Here is a 19379-nt window from a genome sequence, read left to right as displayed (position 1 = left end):
TTTTACTGGATTGCTTCGTCAATTACTTCGTAATTTTCCTCGCAATAACGAAAAAGCTGCATCATGCGATAATACCTTGCAGTCGCTTAGCTCATGACGTCTCAGTATCCACGTAGGCAATACCAAGGCATACAAACAAAAAAAGGAGTCTTTATTAAAGACTCCTTTTGCGTGTTAATAGCTTGTAAAAAGATTTAAGACTAATTACATATCAAATCTTAATCCTGCCATTAAGTTATGACCTTTATAACGGGTTCCGCCAAATTTAACTTTATCCCCGTCAATAGTTTTGGTGGTATTTTTTGTTTTACCGTAATCTCTCCAGCTATAAACTAGTTCAGCTTTTACACCTTGTGCAACTTCAAATGAAGTTCCTAAAGATAATTGATAAGCAAAGTTAGTTTTGTTTTTAGTAGTACCGTTGAAAGTGTCAGTTACACCATTTTTAATATCTTTAGAGTTAATTTTTTCCTTTACAAAAGCAGCACCAACACCTGCACCTGCAAATACTTTAAACATGCTTAAATCGACGAAATCAACATAACCGTTAAGTAATAAACTTACAATAGTAGGTTTATTTTTTACTGAGAAAGAATTACCGTCTGGATAAGTTTTTGATTTCTTTAAATGACTACTTGCTACCGTTCCAATTGTTAAATCGGTTCTTAGATTATCCATGATATAGTAACCCGCACCGATCTCACCTGTAAATCCTGTATTAGACTTTATATGAGACTTTAACTTAAAATCTGCTCCTTTAGGTTTTGTTTTGTTAAAAATCACACCGCCGGCATTAAGTTTTAAATACCATTGATTTTCCACAGATGATGACATCGATGAATTAGTAGATGAATCTACAGAAGAATTCATATCGCAATCAGCAAATGAAAGACCAGAAGTTAAAAGTGCTGTGCTTGCAGCTGCTATTAAAAGTAATTTTTTCATATTGTTAAATTTTTCCTTTAAATTTTATTAGTTGTTAGTAAAAACGATATTAGATAATAATTTTACAATTTTTACCTAAATTCGATAAAAAATAGCTTTAATTTAGGTAAAAATTGTAAAAAAGTGACATTTCTGAGTTGTCATCTAATGTCACTCCGTGGCTTAACCACCGGGATCCAGTTTTTTTGTATTTCTAGATCCCGTGGTTAAGCCATGGTATGATATTAGGTTACTACCTAAAACTATTAATATATTCTTGTTAATTATATATCAAATCTTATACCGGCTGTTAAGTTATGGCTTTGATAACGCATACCACCGGTTGGTACACTTGTTCCTTGGTAAATTACATTCTTACTTTTTGTTCTACCATCATCTATCCAGCTATAAGCTAGTTCTACTTTAACACCGTCGGCAATTTGTGCAGAAGTACCTAAAGTTAGCTTGTAAGAAATATTAGTTCTGTTTTTAGTGTTAGATGAAAGACCGGTTATTCCATTATATGTAATTTTTTCTTTAACTAATGCAGGACCAACACCGGCACCAGCAAAAACATCGAACATATCAAAATTAGTTAAATCTACATAACCATTAATAAGTAAACGTGTAATAGTAGGTTTATGGCTTGCTGAAACATTAGTACCGGTAAAAGGTGCATTAGTCGCAGCTCCGGATTTCTTTAACTTACCACCGATTATAGTACCTAAAGTTAAATCGGCTCTAAAGTTTTCGGAAATATAATAACCGATACCTAAATCAACTGGAACAGTTGTATTAGATTTTAATTTAACACCGGTTGCCTTATCTTTTTCTTCATTAAACATTGCTGCACCGGTATCTATTCTTAAATACCACTCATGATCCATGCCCTCAGCAAATGATACGCTAGAAGATAAAATTGTTGCACTTGTAGCAGCTATTAAAAGTAATTTTTTCATGATTAGCACCTCAAATTAAATAATTAAACATTATCTTAATGGCATATATAACATATTATATTTTTTAGTTCTATATTTAATCGGCAACTAGATTCATAATAATAAAGCTTTTATTAAGTTTTGTGACAAAATAAACACATATAGTTAATTCATGTTATTTTAGGTTCTGTGAAGATTTCTAATTGATTTGTTATTTTGAGATATTTTTAAGCGAAAATTATAAGATTTTTGAAGGAATAGTTAATCCTATTTTAAAATAACAAATCAATTAGAAATCTTCACAGAACCTATGTATTTATTAAACTTATCTTTCTCATCTTTAAATTTATCGGCATCAGGCAAAGCAGGTTTTTTTTTGGTAATATTTTTCCATCCTTTATTTTCTATAAAATCTTTTGCACGTTCTACCCATTCTATTAACCCCGGTGATTCAGGTTTAATAGCACCTATAGGACAATCAGGAACACAAACACCGCAATCTATACATTCATCGGGGTTAATGACTAACATAAAATCATCTTCCCTTTCACCTTCATAAAAACAATCTACAGGACATACTTCAACACAATCGGTATATTTACATTTTACGCATTCATCGGTTACAACATAAGTCATTTTATTATCTGTTTTTGATTTTGTCGATTAATATAGAAGTTCTTAAAAGTAATACTAATAGAAAATATAATATAAAACTAATAAACATGATAATTAAAGGCTTTAGCATTGAAGAGTGAATAGTTGGACTCCCTAGCCTTAAAACACTAGCAGGCTGATGCAGACTATACCAAATATTTACCGAGAATTTTACTATCGGTATGTTAATCAGTCCGATAAGAGCAATAATAGAAGAAGGATTTTGTGCCTTTCTTATATTATCCGCACTATTCACTATAATAATATAGCTTAAATATAATAAAAATAATATGAGCATGGAGGTAAGTCGTGCATCCCAAACCCACCATGTCCCCCATATAGGTTTTCCCCATAAAGAACCTGTTACTAAACTAATCAAAGTAAAAGTAGCCCCAACGTAACTAGAAGCTACAGCTAGCAAATAGCTAATAGTAGTTTTCCATACTAAATAGCTAAAGCTGCATGCTGCCATGAAAACATAAACACCAAGAGCCATCCAAGAGGCAGGGACATGAACATACATAATGCGTACAAAATCACCTTGTTGATAATCTACCGGCGAAACTATGAGGGCTAAATAAAGACCTATAATCATCATTACGCAAGTAGATATAGCTAATATAGGTATTATAACCTTTGATAATTTATTAAAATAATAGGGGGTTAATAGTTTTAGCATGTTTTCTTACTTCTTTATGTCATTCTTGCAATCCTCTATGTCATTCTGTGGCTAGAAATAACAGTTCTTATCCTCTTAAAAAACTCTTTCATTAATAGCCCCGAATCTTCGGCAAGAATTCCACTATATATTTCCGGTCTATGAAAACAAGCACTACTGTTAAAATATCGCAAATTACTTTCGACTGCTCCGTGCTTGGAATCAGAAGCCCCATAAAATAAACGTTTTAACCTGCTATGAGCTATAGCTGCCGCACACATAGCACAAGGTTCTAAAGTAACGTAAATATCATAATCATTTAAATTTTTAGAAGATATAAGATTACATGCTTCATTAATAGCAATAATTTCAGCATGATAAAGAGCATTATTTTTTTCTTCCGTATTGTTATGGGTACTAGCAATAATTTTCTGATTTAACCTATCTACAATTACCGCCCCGACCGGGACTTCCTTTTTATCAAAAGCAATCTTGGCGTGTTTTAAAGCTTGCTCCATGAAAAAATTATTAAAATTAGCTTCTTTATCTAACAATATATTCACGGTAATTTACGTGTTCTTCGATTCCAAAAGGATCTTGGTGGATAATTATTTCAGCCTCCGGAAATTCCTGCAATATTTCAAAAGCAATCTCATCGCTAATTTTATGAGCATTATAAAGCGACATATTGCCGTCCATTTCCAGATGGCACTGGATAAAAGCTTTTTGACCGGCATATCTAGTTTTCATTTCGTGCATACCTTTTGCCCCTAAATGGTTATTAACTATCGAGATAATTTTTTGTCTATCTTGTTCGGGTAATTCATGATCTACTAAATTTTTAAATGCCTTTTTAAATAAAGAATAAGAAGAGTGAAATATATATAACGAAATAACTACACCAAATAATGGGTCAACAAACCAAAAATAATCACTTAAATTTATAGAGATAATTACTATAACATTAGTTAGTAAGTCTGTGAAATAATGAAGCTTATCGGCTTTTACTATTTCCGATCCTGTTTTTTTAATTACATAAGTTTGGTAAAGCACTAAAATAATTGTTAAGAATATACATACATACATTACAGTAGTACCGTCGCTAATATTCTCCGGTTTTGTTTTTTCAAATAAAGATTTAACCGAAGAAAAGCCTACAAAAAAAGCTGAAGCAAAGAAAAATATCGATTGAGAAAAAATTGTTAAATCCTGCATTTTTTCATACCCGAATCGATGATGATGATCCGGCGGTTGCAGGGCAAATCTTAAAGCTATTAGATTAATAAAGGAAGAAGTTATATCAAGCATTGAATCAATTAAAGAAGCAAGGATTGATTGCGAATCGGTAACAACCCAAGCATATAATTTTATACTTAAAATAATTAATGCCGTAGTAACCGATAAATAAGATGCCGATTTTATTAACCGATTACGGCTATTAGTATCCATGACAAATCTTTCCAATTTATTTATTTGTAGTTTAACAAAGAAAATATAAAATTCAATTATAATGAGGTTCTGTGAACAAAATTAAAAATAATATTTTAAAATACAAATAATTTAAATTTTGTTTACAGAATCTAGTTTTAGCTTTACAAAATTCTAAAAACCATATACTTATTAATTATATATTAATTTAGAGAGAATTATATGAAACTATTATCTAAAGTTATGATTATAGCTCTTGCAACTTCTATGTTACAAGCCTGTAATGGTCCGGGCGGTATGAATAAACAAGGTACAGGAACACTTCTTGGCGGTGCTGGCGGCGCATTACTTGGTTCTCAATTCGGTAAGGGCACAGGACAACTTGTGGGAGTAGGTGTAGGTGCATTACTTGGAGCAGTTCTTGGTGGACAAATCGGTGCAGGTATGGATGAGCAGGATAGAAGACTTGCAGAGCTTACCTCACAGAGAGCTTTAGAAACAGCTCCTAGTGGTAGTAACGTAGAATGGCGTAATCCGGATAACGGCAATTACGGTTACGTAACACCTAATAAAACTTATAGAAATAGCACTGGTCAATATTGCCGTGAGTACACTCAAACAGTTGTAATAGGCGGAAAACAACAAAAAGCATACGGTAATGCATGCCGCCAACCTGACGGACAATGGCAAGTTGTGAATTGATAGACAAAAAGTCATTGCGAAGAAAATTACGAAGTAATTGCCGAAGCAATCCCAGGAATTTTATTATTTCATGAGATTGCCATGCAGCTTATAGTTGCTCGCAATGACGTTATAACAAAAGGAGCAACCTATGACTTTCATAATAGTACAGCATTTAAACATAATGATCGCATTCCTGATAAATTTACTTGTACAGGACAAAATGTTTCACCGCATCTAGAATGGAGTAATGCTCCTTCAAATACTAAATCTTTTGCACTTATAATGGATGATTCGGATGCACCGGTAGAAATAGCACCGCCACACGGTATATGAGATCATTGGGTAATATATAATATTTCTGCTTCTATTACTAAGCTTTCAGAAGGACAAATAGATAGTAGTATTAAAATTTTAAATAATAGCTGGCAAGAAAAAAAATACGGCGGTCCTTGTCCACTTGCCAGCAAACCTCATCGTTATTTTTTTAAACTATATGCTCTAAATGATTATCTTGAACTTGATGAGAATGCTAGCAAGCAAGATTTAGTATTAGCCCTGCAAAAACATTTACTTGCCGAGGCAGCACTAATCGACATTTATTCTATTTAATGAATGCTATTTATTGCCCACTGTGTCATCCCGTGGCTTAACCACGGGATCTAGAAAAATAACTTAAAACATTAATAACTTTAGTATTTATTACTGGATCCCGTGGTTAAGCCACGGGATGACAGAAGTGAACTGACACATGCAAAAACCTATAATCGAGTTTCGTAACGTATCTAAAAAATTCGGTAATAAATTTCCGATAAATAACGTTAGTTTCACTGTCAAAAAAAATAATATCACTACTTTAATCGGACCTAACGGTGCAGGTAAAACTACCATAGTACGATTAATGCTTGGACTTGAAAAACCTACAAGCGGCGAGATTATAATTGATCCCAAACTAAAAACTGGATATGTACCGCAGAAGTTCGGATTAACCCCTGATTTACCTATTACAGTAAAAAAATTTTTAGAGTTGTTAGCACCGAGTAATTTTAATAACAATATTAAAGAGCTTAACTCATTTATTGATTTGGAACATATAAAAGATCAAGAAATTTCTAAGCTCTCAGGAGGGCAGTTTCAAAAGGTAGTTCTTGCATGTTCAATAGTTAATAATCCCGACTTAATTATTTTAGATGAACCATTACAGTCTTTAGACGTAACAAGCCAACAAGAATTTTATCAGCTTATTAATTTGATTCGTAAAAAGCTCAATATTACGGTTTTTATGATTTCTCATGATTTATTTACCGTAATAAAAAACTCCGATCAAGTGATATGCTTAAACGGTCACATATGTTGCAGCGGAATACCAAATGAAATAACTCCTAACTCTGAATTCTCAAATGCACTTTCTGCTCTAGGCTTCTATACCCACCACCATGACCATAAGCATTAGAATTATTGTATAACTTATTTGTCTCCAAAAGGATCTCTCCTTATTAGCTATGTTATGCAATAATTCTATTATACTTGAATTGTATTCCACACTCACCTAAGCTTGTTCTGTAGCATCACCTATCACCTCTACTTTTAATGCATTGTGATCCGTATTATGAAACTGAGTTCAATCATTTTCATTTGTATTACCTGATTCTTGTTGGCTTGTTATCACATTAAACAATTCTTTCGTAGTGAGCCTGGCCTTAGATAAGCTTTTTACCTTATAACTATTTTCAATAAAGAGTTTCTGGTTCCATTGCAAGTAATTCTTTCACACTAACACCGGCATCAGTCAAACTTTTTATATTATCGTCATTTTCAACAAAGAATTCTTGTTTATCGTTTTCTATATTCGAAATTTGTGCAAAAGTAAAACCTATGTTAAGCAAAGATATTTCCTCTTCTGTTAAATCTCGGTTAATTTGCTTACTTATTATAATTTGTTGTAGTAATTTACTATCAGTTTTTAGCTCTTCAATAGTAGAATATTGATTAACCTGGTTATTAGCATTTTTTCCTAAGTTTAATTCTATTGTTGGTACTTCTCTTGTAATAGGATAAACATTTGTTGCATCGCCATATATAAAATCTTGCTCCATTGGTTTTGGATGTATAGTGTTTATATCAAGTTTAGGAGTTTGTCCGCCACATCCTACATATAAATTTAATGCTTGTTTTTGTAATGCTTCTCTCAATTTATTTATTATAGGTACAAATAATAATTTATCTTCTTTCCCTAAATGCTCAAATGAATCTAGTACCATAGAAGTGGCTTTTTCATTCTTTTTTCCCTCTCCAGCAAGCCAAGCATATGACTGAGCTCTTATATTTCCTTTATCATCCGTAATTATATAAAAACCGGCATTTGCTTTACTCATACCGTCTAAAACACATCTTTCGGAATCATGTCCTATAGATTGGCAAGAATTACTAAATTTACCAAGCATAAAACCTTTCATATCATCGGCAGGTAATTTAGAAAAATTATACTTTTTGCCTTTTACCTCTATATCAAAATTAATATCAGACATATAATATTCTTTTATAAAGTTCAATGCTTTTTGAAAACTATTATTATCTAGTTTTCCTTTTAAAGAAAAATTAGCTAAATTTTTTGCATGTAATTTATTTTCTTCTGATAATTCTTCTTCGTTGTACTTATAAGATTCTTTAATTACTATTTCAGTTACTTGATTTACTAATTATTTAAATCATTTTTAGTTATCTGCTGAAAATCATTTAATTTATTTTCTTTAAGAATTTTTTGAAATTTTTCAGTTTTTTCCAGTAAGTGTGCATTACTGAAAATATATAATGAGTCTCTTCCAGATTTATTTAAAATTTGAAAAAATTCTAATGTTTTGGAAGACAATGTTTGTGGTAAATTAAATTGAAAACTCAATTCTATTGTTGCTTTTGTATCATAATTAACAGTAGTAAGTAGATAATTTTTTAGCCATTTCTAAAGAATTGAAACCGCCATTCTCCGTATATAAGTCAGCGATTTTCGACAATATGGCAATACTTCCTTACATAGTTCTTTACTAATAAGATTTTTTTAAGGCGTGTATTTGTACTTAAATATTGCTTATGTATTTTTTCAAAAACATCATTAGTATTTAATTGATCAAAATTATTTTCTAATAATTCTTTTAATGTATAACTAGACTTTTTATTAAAGCCCTCTTTATATAATAAATGAATATTTGCCAATAATATTTCAGCATCGTCTTGGTTTATTCCAGCTTTTTTTAAAGTCATGGTATTACTTTTAGCATTTTCTTCTAAGGTTGTTATGGCCTTTTCTAAATTAATTTCTTCTTTTATTCTACAGAAAACCATAAAACATGGTAATAACCACAAAATATGATAATTTTTTAGAAAATAGCAAGGATTAGATTAATTTTTCTTAACGAAATCAAGGGATGAGTGTTAAGGATAATTTAGAAATACATCAAATAGCAAATTATATAGAGTAACTTGCTATTTATATTAGATCACACCAAATATTGCTTTAAATATCTACCGGTATGGCTTTCCTCACAGGCAGCGATGTCGGCAGGGGTGCCACATACAACTATCTTACCGCCTTTGTCGCCACCTTCAGGACCGACGTCAATAATATAATCTGCAGTTTTTATAACATCTAAATTATGCTCGATAACTAAAACAGTATTTCCCATATCAACAAGTTTATGTAACACTTTTAACAATTTATTAATATCGTCTATATGTAATCCCGTAGTCGGTTCATCAAGTATATAAAGCGTTTTACCGGTTGAACGTCTTGATAATTCTTTAGCAAGCTTAACGCGTTGTGCTTCACCACCTGAAAGAGTAGTAGCAGACTGACCGATTTTAATATAGCCTAGACCCACTTCATTTAAGGTAATTAATTTTTCATAGATTAACGGTATTTTTTCAAAAAACTGCATCGCATCTTCTACAGTCATCATCAAAATATCGGCAATAGATTTACCTTTATATTTTATTTCAAGCGTTTCTCTATTATATCTGTGACCGTTACAAATATCACACTTTACATATACGTCAGGTAGGAAATGCATCTCTATTTTTATTAGCCCGTCACCTTGGCATGCTTCACATCTACCGCCTTTAACGTTAAACGAAAATCTGCCTACTTTATACCCTCTAGCTTTTGATTCAGGTAATTCCACAAACCAATCCCTAATATGGGTAAAGGCACCTGTATAAGTCGCAGGGTTTGAACGAGGAGTTCTACCTATCGGAGATTGATTAATATCGATAATTTTATCAATATATTCAAGTCCTTTTAACTCTCTATATTTGCCGGGAAATACTTTGCTAGTTGGCTCTAAATGCTTTAGAGCCGCTTTATATAGAGTATGAATCATCAAACTTGATTTACCGCTTCCCGATACTCCCGTTATAGCGGTAAAAGTACCAAGCGGAATTTTGATATCAACATTATCTAAATTGTTGGAAACCGCCCCAAGTAATTCAATTGCCCTATTATCATGCCCTACTCTTGTTTCAGACGGCACTTTGATTGCTTGACGACCGCTTAGATACCTACCTGTGATACTTTCTTCAAAATTCTTTATTTCTTCAGCATTTCCTTCCGCAATAACACGACCGCCGTGAATACCGGCTCCCGGTCCTATATCAATAATATGGTCTGCTTCATATATTGTTTCTTCATCATGCTCGACTACCAAAACGGTATTACCCAAATCTCTAAGCCTTTTTAGTGTCTCAATTAATCTTGTATTATCTCGTTGATGAAGACCAATAGACGGCTCATCAAGTACATATAAAACACCACTCAGTCCTGAACCTATTTGAGATGCAAGACGAATACGCTGACTTTCCCCCCCCGATAAAGTACCTGCTTCTCGTGATAACGTTAGATAATCAAGCCCGACATTCATAAGAAATTTTAATCTCTCGGTAATTTCTTTGAGTATACGCTCAGCAATAAATAATTGCTTTTTATTTAATTTTTCTTCTAAGTGACTAAACCATTCTTGCAAGGCTGCAATACTCATACCTGCTACTTCGCCTATATGAAAATTTGCTATTTTAACGCATAATGCTTCGTCTTTTAATCTAAACCCTGAACAAGCAGTACATTTATGCTCTGACTTAAATTTAGCTAGTTCTTCTTTAATTAAAACCGATTCTATAGTACGGTCCTTTTCTTGCAAACTTGGTATTATACCGGCAAAAGGTTGTTTTATTATTTGCGTTTTAGAACCATCGTGAAATTCAAACTTTATTGCCTCTTCTCCTGAACCTTCAAATAAAATATCCTTAACATTTTGTGATAAACTTACAAAAGGTACTTCAATAGAAAATTTATAATGATCGGCAAGAGCCTTTAATGTCTCTAGGATAAATTTAGAAGCTGTACTACCCCAAGGCACTATTGCACCGTCTTTAATAGCAATTCTTTGATCCGGAACTATTAAATCTCTATCAAAGAAAAACTCCTTACCTATCCCTTCACATTTAGGACATGCTCCAAAAGGGCTATTAAAAGAAAAGATTCGAGGCTCTATTTCAGTAAGCTGAAAACCCGATACCGGACAAGAATATTGCTCGGAAAAAGTAATACGCTGATTTTTTTCAAACTCGCTCTTAACTGCCGGCGGTAATTCTACAATTTCCAAATAAGTAATACCCTCGGCAAGATTTAATGAACTCTCTAAGCTATCTGCAAGTCTATTACCTAAACTTTCGTCTAGAACTATTCTATCAACGATCACTTCTATATTATGCTTCTTATTTTTATCAAGTTTCGGTAAATCATCAATTTCGCAAACTTCCCCGTTAACTATTAATTTCTGAAAGCCTTGCTTTTTCAAACTCATAATTTCACGCTTGAACTCACCCTTATGTCCTCTAACAATAGGAGCGAGTAAATATATTTGCGTACCCTTAGGTAGTTCGTTAATTATATCTACCATCTCGGAAACTGTTTGGCTATGTATCGGAAGACCGGTTGCTGGAGAGTAAGGAATACCCACCCTTGCATATAATAACCTAAGATAATCGTAAATTTCCGTTATAGTTCCAACCGTAGAACGTGGATTTTTGGAAGTAGTTTTTTGGTCAATTGCAATAGCAGGCGATAATCCAGAAATAGATTCTACATTAGGTTTATTTTGTAAATGTAAGAATTGCCTTGCATATGAAGATAAACTTTCAACATATCGCCTTTGACCTTCTGCATAAATAGTATCAAACGCTAAAGAAGACTTGCCTGAACCGCTAAGACCGGTGATAACAACAAATTTATTCCTTGGAATATTAACATTTATATTTTTTAGATTATGCTCTTTAGCACCGCGTACCTTAATATATTCTTGGTTCATAATCACTTCACTACAAAATTTTTGAGATATTTTTTAAAAAACCTGTAGTATTATAGGCGCTTTTATTTTATTATTGCAATAATAATATTTTAAAGTAGGTAGTAATCTATGGCAGGTAGTTTAAATAAAGTAATATTAATAGGTAATGTAGGGCGTGATCCGGAAATGAGAACTACGGGCGAAGGGAAAAAAATCATTAATCTTTCCTTAGCAACAACCGAAACTTGGAAAGATCGCATTACCAGCGAACGAAAAGAACGAACTGAATGGCATAGAGTAGTGATATTTAGTGAAGGGTTAGTATCTGTTGTAGAACGCTATGTCACAAAAGGTAGCAAATTATATATTGAAGGTTCATTGCAAACCCGTAAGTGGAATGATAATTCAGGTCAAGAAAAATATACCACGGAAGTTGTGTTACAAAACTTTAATTCACAATTAATATTATTAGATAGTAAAAACTCTAATAATCATACTCAAGATTCAGGGCATAGCGAATATAAACATCCTGAAACTAAAAATCATTCCTTTGACCATAGCGACTTAGACGACGAAATACCGTTTTAATCAAAATTGTTATGAAAAATTTTATTTGGGCAATAATATTTTTAATACCAATATTTCTTTCAGGGTGTTCTACTACTCATGATGTAGCTAGCAGGGTAAAGCATTCGCAATATATAGCAACTCAAAATAACTTTCAGATGAGGCTAGTAAACGGTGGTGATTTTACTCTTACGACTTATCAGCGTATTACCGACCGTAACCTACCTTTTGTATTCTATATTGAGGGAGATGGACATCTTACGGATGGATCTGCTAATTCCGACAACCCTACTCCCGTTAATCCTATGCTCTTAAAGCTTGCTACAATGGATAAAAGACCGAATATTGTTTATATAGCAAGACCTTGCCAATATACTCCTTTAGAAATGAACTCAAAATGCATTAGCGATTATTGGTTAGATAAAAGAATGGGACAGGAAGTCGTAGATTCAATTAACAATGTCATAAATATTATCAATAACGGACAAAAATTTAGCTTAGTCGGCTTCTCCGGTGGCGGCGGGCTTACAATATTAATTGCCGCTCAAAATAGTAATGTTAAAGATATTATAACGATTGCCGGTAATTTAGATACTAAAAAGTTTGATAAATATCATAATTATCGTGGTTACTTAGTTAAATCCTTAAACCCGATAAATTATGCAAAACAGGTTAATAATATCCCTCAATTACATCTCTCCGGTATGGATGACAAAAGAGTCCCGCATTTCATAGCAGCACTTTACGTAAAAACAAGTAACTCACCGTGTGTAAAAAAGCAAACTTTTCCTAATATTTCTCATGCAAAAGGTTGGGATAAAGTTTGGTCTAATATATTAGATATTCCTCTGATTTGTAATTAGGCATTAGGAAATATTATTAATTTATATTCAAGCACTTATCATGGCTTTTGCCCTTAATGTTATGCCGGCTGTACCAAATTGTTTTAGACATTTTCCAATCTTTAAACGCTTTACTTCCGTAACATTTATATATGCTGTATCAGCTGCTTGTATGTATGTTATTAGCTCTTTTGGTTTTCCTCATTTAATAAAAACCTTTGGAAACTGGGGAGTATTAATTATTATGATTCCAACAAGTATTGGATTTGGTATATTTCATTTTGAAAAATTGGAGAAAGCAAATGGAAATTATCCGACAAAATCTTTTGCTCCTTCTACGGTGATGTCTGCTTAATTGATAAATATTTATAGCAGGTTTCCTGTAATATCTCTTAGTTTAAGACACTCAGCAAAAATTATAAAATTGCGTATTATTAGAGAATTACAGAAAATAATCAGAAGTTTAATAAATTTAGTAATAATTATAATCTATAATGTTGCCGACGTTTCACTAAGCCTTGCAGCTTAAGACCGCCTTTAGCACACATCCATCGCAGTAACTAGTTAGCAGCGTTTGCATATTCACCCCGGTTTAGCTTTTGCCGCAATGTTGATGCTTGAAATACCCCAGCCCCACAGTTGAAAATAAACGAGATTAAGGCGGCTTGTTGGTTTTCGGTTAATGGCATACCCTAGTGGACGATTATCGATACATTTACCAGCTTCGAGTAATTATTATTTATCTTTCTACAGATCCTCGCTTGCTTTTTTGCGATATATTCTTGGGAGTAGTAATAAGAAATGAAGAAGGGGAGATTTATGTTTGTTAATATGCATTCTAGTGTTTGTTTAGTATTTTTATTAGCATGTGTTATAGCATCCCTATAAATACCTACTTCTTTCTGTTCTTTTTTGAAAGCTTCTTTATTTCCTATGTTAGCCAAAGCTTTAAAACTATGTTTTATAACTTGTCCAATATTTTTAAAAACATGCAAATTATCTTTTTTAGCTGTTTCTGTGCACCATATATCTAGATTCTCTAATTCTTTTTTGATTTCAGGATTTGCCTTCCCTTTTTCATAAGTATTAATAATCTTTTCTAATTTTTCTTTAAACTCTTTTTCGTTATTACTCGGTTTTAAATTAAGCATTACACCAGAATGGTCTGATGATAGTTCTGTGAGGGTATTAATAATCATTTCTTCTTTTAATCCATTATTTAGCTCCATTAAGCAAATTTGCATATTTATGTCTACATATGGAGCGATACTTGTGATATCATGATTATTAAATATTAGTTAACACAAAAGAAATTAAAGCTTTAATTAATAAACTTGAGAAATATTTTTATATTTCGTTTTATAAGGTGATAAATTTACTATTTAGAAGAAAGAGAAAAGCTGCTTAGTTTAGAGATTTGGTGAAAGACAATTAATATTCAGTTAAACGGTCAAAAGCTTGATTTTATGCTGCATCTGCGGTTTGATACGTTTGTAGAAATACCGAGAAATGCAGAATGGCGCACCCTAAAGGATTCGAACCTCTGACCCACAGATTAGAAATCTGTTGCTCTATCCAGCTGAGCTAAGGGTGCTAAACATTTACGGTAAACATTATATCAGTTTAAGCAAAGTTTTTCAAGGATTCTTTTTTTATTAAAAATAATAAGCAAATATGATAAAAAATATTCATGGATAAATTCTACAATTACAATTCTTCTTCACATCAGGCTTTACTGAGTTTTAAAGTAAAGCCTAATTCTAAACAAAATCTAATTAGCAATTTTGTAATTATTAATAATATCCCATATCTAAAATTATCTATAAAAGCAATACCGGAACAAGGTAAAGCGAATGAAGAAATCATAAATTATTTAGCAAAAGAATGGAAATTATCACGTAGTAATATCGAAATTATTAAAGGTCATACTCATAGCTTAAAAACGATATTGATAAAAAATATTAATGAAGACTATTTAAATTTGATTATTAATTCCTATATTAAATAAGGTGCAGTTGTTGCTAGACTTCCAATGTCATTCCCGCATAGGCGGGAATCCAGTTTATATTTATTATTTTCTAGATTCCTGCTTCCGCAGGAATGACATAAGCAGTCATATGACGAAAAAATAATTTATTAACTAGAATAATTATGATACAAGAAAAAAAGAAATTTGATGCCGAGGTTGGCAAGATTTTAAATTTAATGATTCACTCTCTTTATAGTAATAAAGAGATTTTTATGAGGGAGTTAATTTCCAATGCTTCGGATGCTTGTGATAAATTACGTTATTTATCTCAAAGTAATAGTGCATTAGTAGCTGGCGATAGCAATTTTAAAATTACAGTTAAAATCGATAAAGATAACGGACAAATCATTATCCGTGATAACGGCATCGGCATGAATAAAGACGATTTAATTGAAAATCTCGGTACCATTGCAAGATCGGGTACGGCAAATTTTCTTAAAAGCCTATCCGGTGATTCTAAAAAAGATAATATGCTAATCGGTCAATTTGGTGTTGGATTTTATTCAAGCTTTATGGTAGCCGATAAAGTGACTGTAACCTCAAGAAAAGCTGGGGAAGATAAAGTCCATATTTGGGAATCAGACGGGCTTGGTGAATATACTGTCTCAAATTCAGATAAAGAGTTCACAAGAGGCACGGAAATCGTTTTACATATCAAAAAGGAAGAAGATACATTCCTTGATCATTTTAGATTAAAACACATCGTTAAAAGCTATTCCGATCACATAGCAGTACCGATATATTTCTTTGATGAAGCTGGTAATAATGAAATCCAGCTTAATTCAGCTTCTGCATTATGGACAAGACCGAAATCGGAAATTACGGAAGAACAATATAAAGAATTCTACAAAAGCCTATCTTATGCCATTGATGACCCTTGGATAACTATGCATAATAAAAACGAGGGAGCTATAGAATTTACTAACCTACTTTTCATTCCATCAAGCAAAACATTTGATTTATTCCACCCTGATCGCAAAAGGCGAGTAAAATTATATATAAAAAGAGTATTTATATCTGATGAGAATATAGATTTAATCCCATCATATTTAAGATTTTTACGAGGCGTGGTTGATTCAGAAGATTTACCACTAAATATTAGCCGTGAATCACTGCAGCATAATAGCGTGCTTGAGAAAATCAAAAATGCTATTACAAAAAGAGTGCTTGGCGAGCTTAGAAAAAAGAAAGAGGAATCACCTGAAGAATATAATAAGTTTTGGGCTAATTTCGGCGGTGCTTTAAAAGAGGGTTTATGTGAGGCTACTACCAACCATGAAAAATTATTAGAGGTATGCATATTCAGAAGTGCCTTGCATAATAAAATGGTCAGCCTTGACGAATATATAGCGAATTTTAAAGAAGGGCAGAGTACTATATATTATTTAAGCGGTGATAACCCCGATAAATTACTTTCAAGCCCACAAATCGAAGGGTTGTTAAGTAAAAAAATCGATGTATTACTTTTTACCGATACAGTGGATGATTTTTGGGTAAATGTTAATAGCAAATATAAAGAACATGCTATTAAATCAGCGACAAGAAGCGATATCGATGTAGAGCAAACTACTTCACAATCTGAGGAGAAAAACACAGATAGTAAAAAATCCGATGATGAATATAAATTGCTAACAGATTATTTTAAAGAGACACTAGGGGAGTTGGTAAAAGAAGTTAAGATCTCTAAAAAACTTACTTCAAGTCCTGCTTGTCTTGCCGTTAGCGACGCTGCTATGGATATTCGTATGGAGAGATTTTTGATTGAACAGAAACAAATAGCTAATGCCTCAGCTAAAAATCTAGAGTTAAACCCTAAAAATAAAATCATAGAGAAAATCTTTAACGACTTAAAAACAAATAATAAAAATAATGAAGAATTGGTTAATCTAATATTTGATCAAGCCTGTATTTTAGAGGGTGAACCGGTTGCTGATACAGGTGCATTTTCAAAGAGATTAAACGATATTGTACAAAAAGCCATATTATAACTTTAAACTTTTTTAATTTTAATATAGAATGGTTGCAAACGTGAGTTTAGAAGTATTGTTCTGTTCGATGTCATTCCCGCGTAGGCGGGAATCCAGAAAGAACATTCAAAATATCTGATTATAGAATTTTATAATTAATAAAATGGATTCCCGCCTACGCGGGAATGACATCGAGAAAATGTCTTATTACGATATTATATTTAGCAAACATATAGATAAGATCAAAAGCGAAGGAAGATATCGAGAATTTAAGGCCTTAAAAAGACAAGCCGATAATTTTCCTTTTGCAGAACACGCTAATAAACAAATAGTTATGTGGTGCATTAATGACTATTTGGGTATGAGTAAACATGCAAAAGTAATGCACGCTTCTATAGATGCCTTGCTAAAATACGGTGTTGGATCAGGTGGAACTCGTAATATCGGCGGTAATAATATAGCCATTCTTGAGCTTGAAAAAGAACTTGCAAATTTACACAAAAAGCAAGCAGCTTTAGTTTTTACATCCGGTTTTGTTGCAAATGATACAACGCTTGCAAGTCTTGCTAAAATCATGCCGGATATAGTATTTTTCTCCGATGAGCTAAATCACGCATCAATAATTGCAGGGATTACAAGTTCAAGAGCCGAGAAATATATATATAGACATTTAGACGTTAAGCATCTAGAAGAGCTTTTACAATCAGTCGATATTAATAGACCTAAAATTGTTGTTTTTGAATCGGCTTACTCTATGGACGGTTTTTTCTCACCTATCAAAGATATAATCAACTTAGCCAAAAAATATAATGCTTTAACCTTTATCGATGAAGTTCATACGGTCGGTTTATACGGTAAACAGGGTGGCGGTATTGCCGAGCTTCTTAATTGTAGTGATCAAATCGATATTATTCAAGGGACGCTTGCCAAAGCATATGGTACTATCGGCGGTTATATCACTAGCAACCATAATTTAGTCGACGCTATAAGACTAACCGCTCCAGGGTTTATTTTCACTACTTCATTGCCGCCGTTAATTTCTACCGCTGCAACACATAGTATTAGACATCTTAAAGAATCGAATGAAGAACGAATAAAACATCAAGAAGTAGTTACAAAACTTAAAAATTCTTTTGAACGTTTTAATATACCTTATTTGAAAAATGAAAGTCATATAGTGCCGATAATTATTGGTGATCCGATTAAAACGGCGAAAGCCTCAAATATGCTCCTTAATGAATACGGTATTTACGTTCAACATATCAATTTTCCAACCGTACCGAGAGGTACGGAACGCCTCCGAATCATCCCAACCCCTGCCCATACCGACAAAATGATCAATGATTTATCTGTAGCTTTAGTGCAGATATTTGCCGCACTTGATATAGAATTATCTTCTACTAAAGAACTGAACGAAGAAGTACGCTTAAATCTTATTGCTTAACGCCATTGTGAGGAAAATTACGCAGTAATTGACGAAGCAGTCTAATAAAAAATGCTCTTAATGTCATTCTGCTTGGCATTGTTGCGTGGATCGGTTTTCCATCATTGCGAGAAGAATTACATAGTAATTCGACGAAGCAATCCAGTAAAAAATTCTGTAAATCAGAATTTTTTACTGGATTGCCACGTCGCTTCGCGCCTCGCAATGACGATTTGGCCTCCACGCAACAACACTTTCAGTTATTTAACTCATTAGGAGCAAAAGAACGATATATATCTTTGGTTAACAACGCCACAAATCTTATACCCAATTTATTTACTTGCTTTTGCTCCTAAATCATCTAGTTTATTGCAATATACTCTAAAAAAAGTAAGATATAACCATTTAAATTCTTTTGAAAAAATAAAGGGTTACCCCATAAATACCTTATCTTTATATAATTTAAAAAATAGTTGTATTTTTATACCACTATAATATTAATTTTTTATTTCTATATAATTAATTTGTTTACTTTGAAGAATTTATAATTTATTTTTTCTGCAAAATTTCAATACAAAGCTGTAATTATTGAGCTTTTAAAGTTAACTCAGATAAAGAACAAACGAGCAATAACAAAAAAGAAAAAAGTACTTCTACAAAATCGACTAAGTCTAATCGCTTAGCTCATGACAATATCCATCTTTAATTTAGCAATGTCTAAAAAATATAAGTAATATGAATTTTAACTTAATATAATTACCGAATATGTCTTTTTTTGACCGCAAAACTGCAATTATTAAAATCTTAAAACTCATGCCGGCAAAGAGTTTACTGCTTCTAAAATAGCAACCTGGCTAGTTGATACCTATCCTGAAGAAGCAAAGAAAAAAGAGGAAGCAAGCAATGATAAACGATTACTTAAAAGCAAAGTAA

General features: G+C 32.5%; 17 protein-coding genes, 1 tRNA gene and 4 pseudogenes. 9 read left to right on the top strand and 13 right to left on the bottom strand.

The window, feature by feature from the left end; all coding sequences use genetic code 11:
• Positions 1-204 precede the first annotated feature (204 nt).
• From GCO76_RS05525 to GCO76_RS05500, 6 genes are all read right to left on the bottom strand, one after another.
• Positions 205-945, bottom strand: a complete 741-nt coding sequence (locus tag GCO76_RS05525) for an outer membrane protein (RefSeq protein ID WP_410956426.1) — start codon at positions 943-945, stop codon at positions 205-207.
• Between the two features lie 263 nt (positions 946-1208).
• On the bottom strand, positions 1209-1883 hold the full coding sequence (gene adr, locus GCO76_RS05520; RefSeq protein WP_024704389.1) for an adhesin Adr: 675 nt from the start codon (positions 1881-1883) through the stop codon (positions 1209-1211).
• Between the two features lie 264 nt (positions 1884-2147).
• Entirely contained in the window at positions 2148-2498 is a 351-nt protein-coding gene (locus GCO76_RS05515) for a ferredoxin family protein (protein WP_014014858.1), read from the bottom strand.
• Positions 2499-2502: 4 nt separating this feature from the next.
• Positions 2503-3195 carry a heme ABC transporter permease gene (locus GCO76_RS05510; RefSeq protein ID WP_410956425.1) on the bottom strand — a complete coding sequence of 231 codons (693 nt, stop codon included), beginning with the start codon at positions 3193-3195 and terminating at the stop codon, positions 2503-2505.
• Between the two features lie 35 nt (positions 3196-3230).
• Positions 3231-3737 carry a nucleoside deaminase gene (locus tag GCO76_RS05505; RefSeq protein ID WP_410956424.1) on the bottom strand — a complete coding sequence of 169 codons (507 nt, stop codon included), beginning with the start codon at positions 3735-3737 and terminating at the stop codon, positions 3231-3233.
• Positions 3718-4623 carry a cation diffusion facilitator family transporter gene (locus tag GCO76_RS05500; protein ID WP_014014861.1) on the bottom strand — a complete coding sequence of 302 codons (906 nt, stop codon included), beginning with the start codon at positions 4621-4623 and terminating at the stop codon, positions 3718-3720. The genes GCO76_RS05505 and GCO76_RS05500 overlap by 20 nt, the downstream gene beginning before the upstream one ends.
• Positions 4624-4824: 201 nt before the next feature.
• Here GCO76_RS05500 and GCO76_RS05495 point away from each other — a divergent pair, with 201 nt between their 5' ends.
• The 3 genes and pseudogenes from GCO76_RS05495 (at position 4825) to GCO76_RS05485 (ending at position 6736) form a co-directional block, all read left to right on the top strand.
• Positions 4825-5304 (top strand): RT0821/Lpp0805 family surface protein, encoded by a 480-nt coding sequence (locus GCO76_RS05495; protein WP_410956423.1) that lies wholly within the window; start codon positions 4825-4827, stop codon positions 5302-5304.
• 111 nt (positions 5305-5415) lie between these two features.
• A pseudogene (locus GCO76_RS05490) lies at positions 5416-5895 on the top strand (YbhB/YbcL family Raf kinase inhibitor-like protein).
• 139 nt (positions 5896-6034) lie between these two features.
• On the top strand, positions 6035-6736 hold the full coding sequence (locus GCO76_RS05485; protein ID WP_410956422.1) for an ATP-binding cassette domain-containing protein: 702 nt from the start codon (positions 6035-6037) through the stop codon (positions 6734-6736).
• An 805-nt stretch (positions 6737-7541) separates the two neighbouring features.
• Here GCO76_RS05485 and GCO76_RS05480 read toward each other — a convergent pair.
• From GCO76_RS05480 to uvrA, 4 genes and pseudogenes are all read right to left on the bottom strand, one after another.
• Positions 7542-7811 (bottom strand): annotated as a pseudogene (locus GCO76_RS05480) (hypothetical protein); the annotation flags it as partial.
• 167 nt (positions 7812-7978) lie between these two features.
• Positions 7979-8294, bottom strand: a pseudogene (locus GCO76_RS05475) (hypothetical protein).
• Positions 8278-8622: a hypothetical protein gene (locus GCO76_RS05470; RefSeq protein WP_410956421.1), complete on the bottom strand. Its 345-nt coding sequence runs from the start codon at positions 8620-8622 to the stop codon at positions 8278-8280. Before GCO76_RS05470 ends, GCO76_RS05475 begins: the two are co-directional and overlap by 17 nt.
• Positions 8623-8777: 155 nt before the next feature.
• Entirely contained in the window at positions 8778-11639 is a 2862-nt protein-coding gene (gene uvrA, locus GCO76_RS05465; RefSeq protein ID WP_410956420.1) for an excinuclease ABC subunit UvrA, read from the bottom strand.
• 108 nt (positions 11640-11747) lie between these two features.
• Between uvrA and GCO76_RS05460 the strand changes: the two genes are divergently transcribed.
• The 3 genes from GCO76_RS05460 to GCO76_RS05450 are packed head-to-tail and all read left to right on the top strand — an operon-like array spanning position 11748 to position 13382.
• Positions 11748-12206, top strand: a complete 459-nt coding sequence (locus GCO76_RS05460) for a single-stranded DNA-binding protein (protein WP_014014871.1) — start codon at positions 11748-11750, stop codon at positions 12204-12206.
• Positions 12207-12217: 11 nt separating this feature from the next.
• Positions 12218-13048 carry an alpha/beta hydrolase family protein gene (locus GCO76_RS05455; protein WP_103897476.1) on the top strand — a complete coding sequence of 277 codons (831 nt, stop codon included), beginning with the start codon at positions 12218-12220 and terminating at the stop codon, positions 13046-13048.
• Positions 13049-13088: 40 nt separating this feature from the next.
• Positions 13089-13382: a hypothetical protein gene (locus tag GCO76_RS05450; RefSeq protein WP_410956419.1), complete on the top strand. Its 294-nt coding sequence runs from the start codon at positions 13089-13091 to the stop codon at positions 13380-13382.
• Between the two features lie 127 nt (positions 13383-13509).
• Here the strand turns inward: GCO76_RS05450 and GCO76_RS05445 are convergent.
• From GCO76_RS05445 to GCO76_RS05435, 3 genes and pseudogenes are all read right to left on the bottom strand, one after another.
• A pseudogene (locus GCO76_RS05445) lies at positions 13510-13716 on the bottom strand (lysozyme).
• Between the two features lie 3 nt (positions 13717-13719).
• A complete protein-coding gene (locus GCO76_RS05440) occupies positions 13720-14256 on the bottom strand; it encodes a hypothetical protein (protein WP_410956418.1) in 537 nt (178 codons plus the stop codon).
• Positions 14257-14544: 288 nt separating this feature from the next.
• Positions 14545-14621, bottom strand: a tRNA-Arg gene (locus tag GCO76_RS05435).
• 96 nt (positions 14622-14717) lie between these two features.
• Here GCO76_RS05435 and GCO76_RS05430 point away from each other — a divergent pair.
• The 3 genes from GCO76_RS05430 to hemA all read left to right on the top strand — a co-directional run bounded on the left by GCO76_RS05430 (position 14718) and on the right by hemA (position 18467).
• Entirely contained in the window at positions 14718-15035 is a 318-nt protein-coding gene (locus GCO76_RS05430; RefSeq protein WP_004997180.1) for an A1G_07140 family DUF167 domain protein, read from the top strand.
• A 143-nt stretch (positions 15036-15178) separates the two neighbouring features.
• Positions 15179-17044, top strand: a complete 1866-nt coding sequence (gene htpG / locus GCO76_RS05425) for a molecular chaperone HtpG (RefSeq protein WP_410956417.1) — start codon at positions 15179-15181, stop codon at positions 17042-17044.
• Positions 17045-17222: 178 nt separating this feature from the next.
• Entirely contained in the window at positions 17223-18467 is a 1245-nt protein-coding gene (hemA, locus tag GCO76_RS05420; RefSeq protein WP_410956416.1) for a 5-aminolevulinate synthase, read from the top strand.
• Positions 18468-19379: the final 912 nt, after the last annotated feature.

This window comes from Rickettsia koreansis, assembly GCF_046532895.1.
Lineage (GTDB): Bacteria > Pseudomonadota > Alphaproteobacteria > Rickettsiales > Rickettsiaceae > Rickettsia > Rickettsia rickettsii.
Note: the sequence above shows the minus strand (reverse complement) of the source record. Positions and strands in the feature narration are given on the sequence as shown.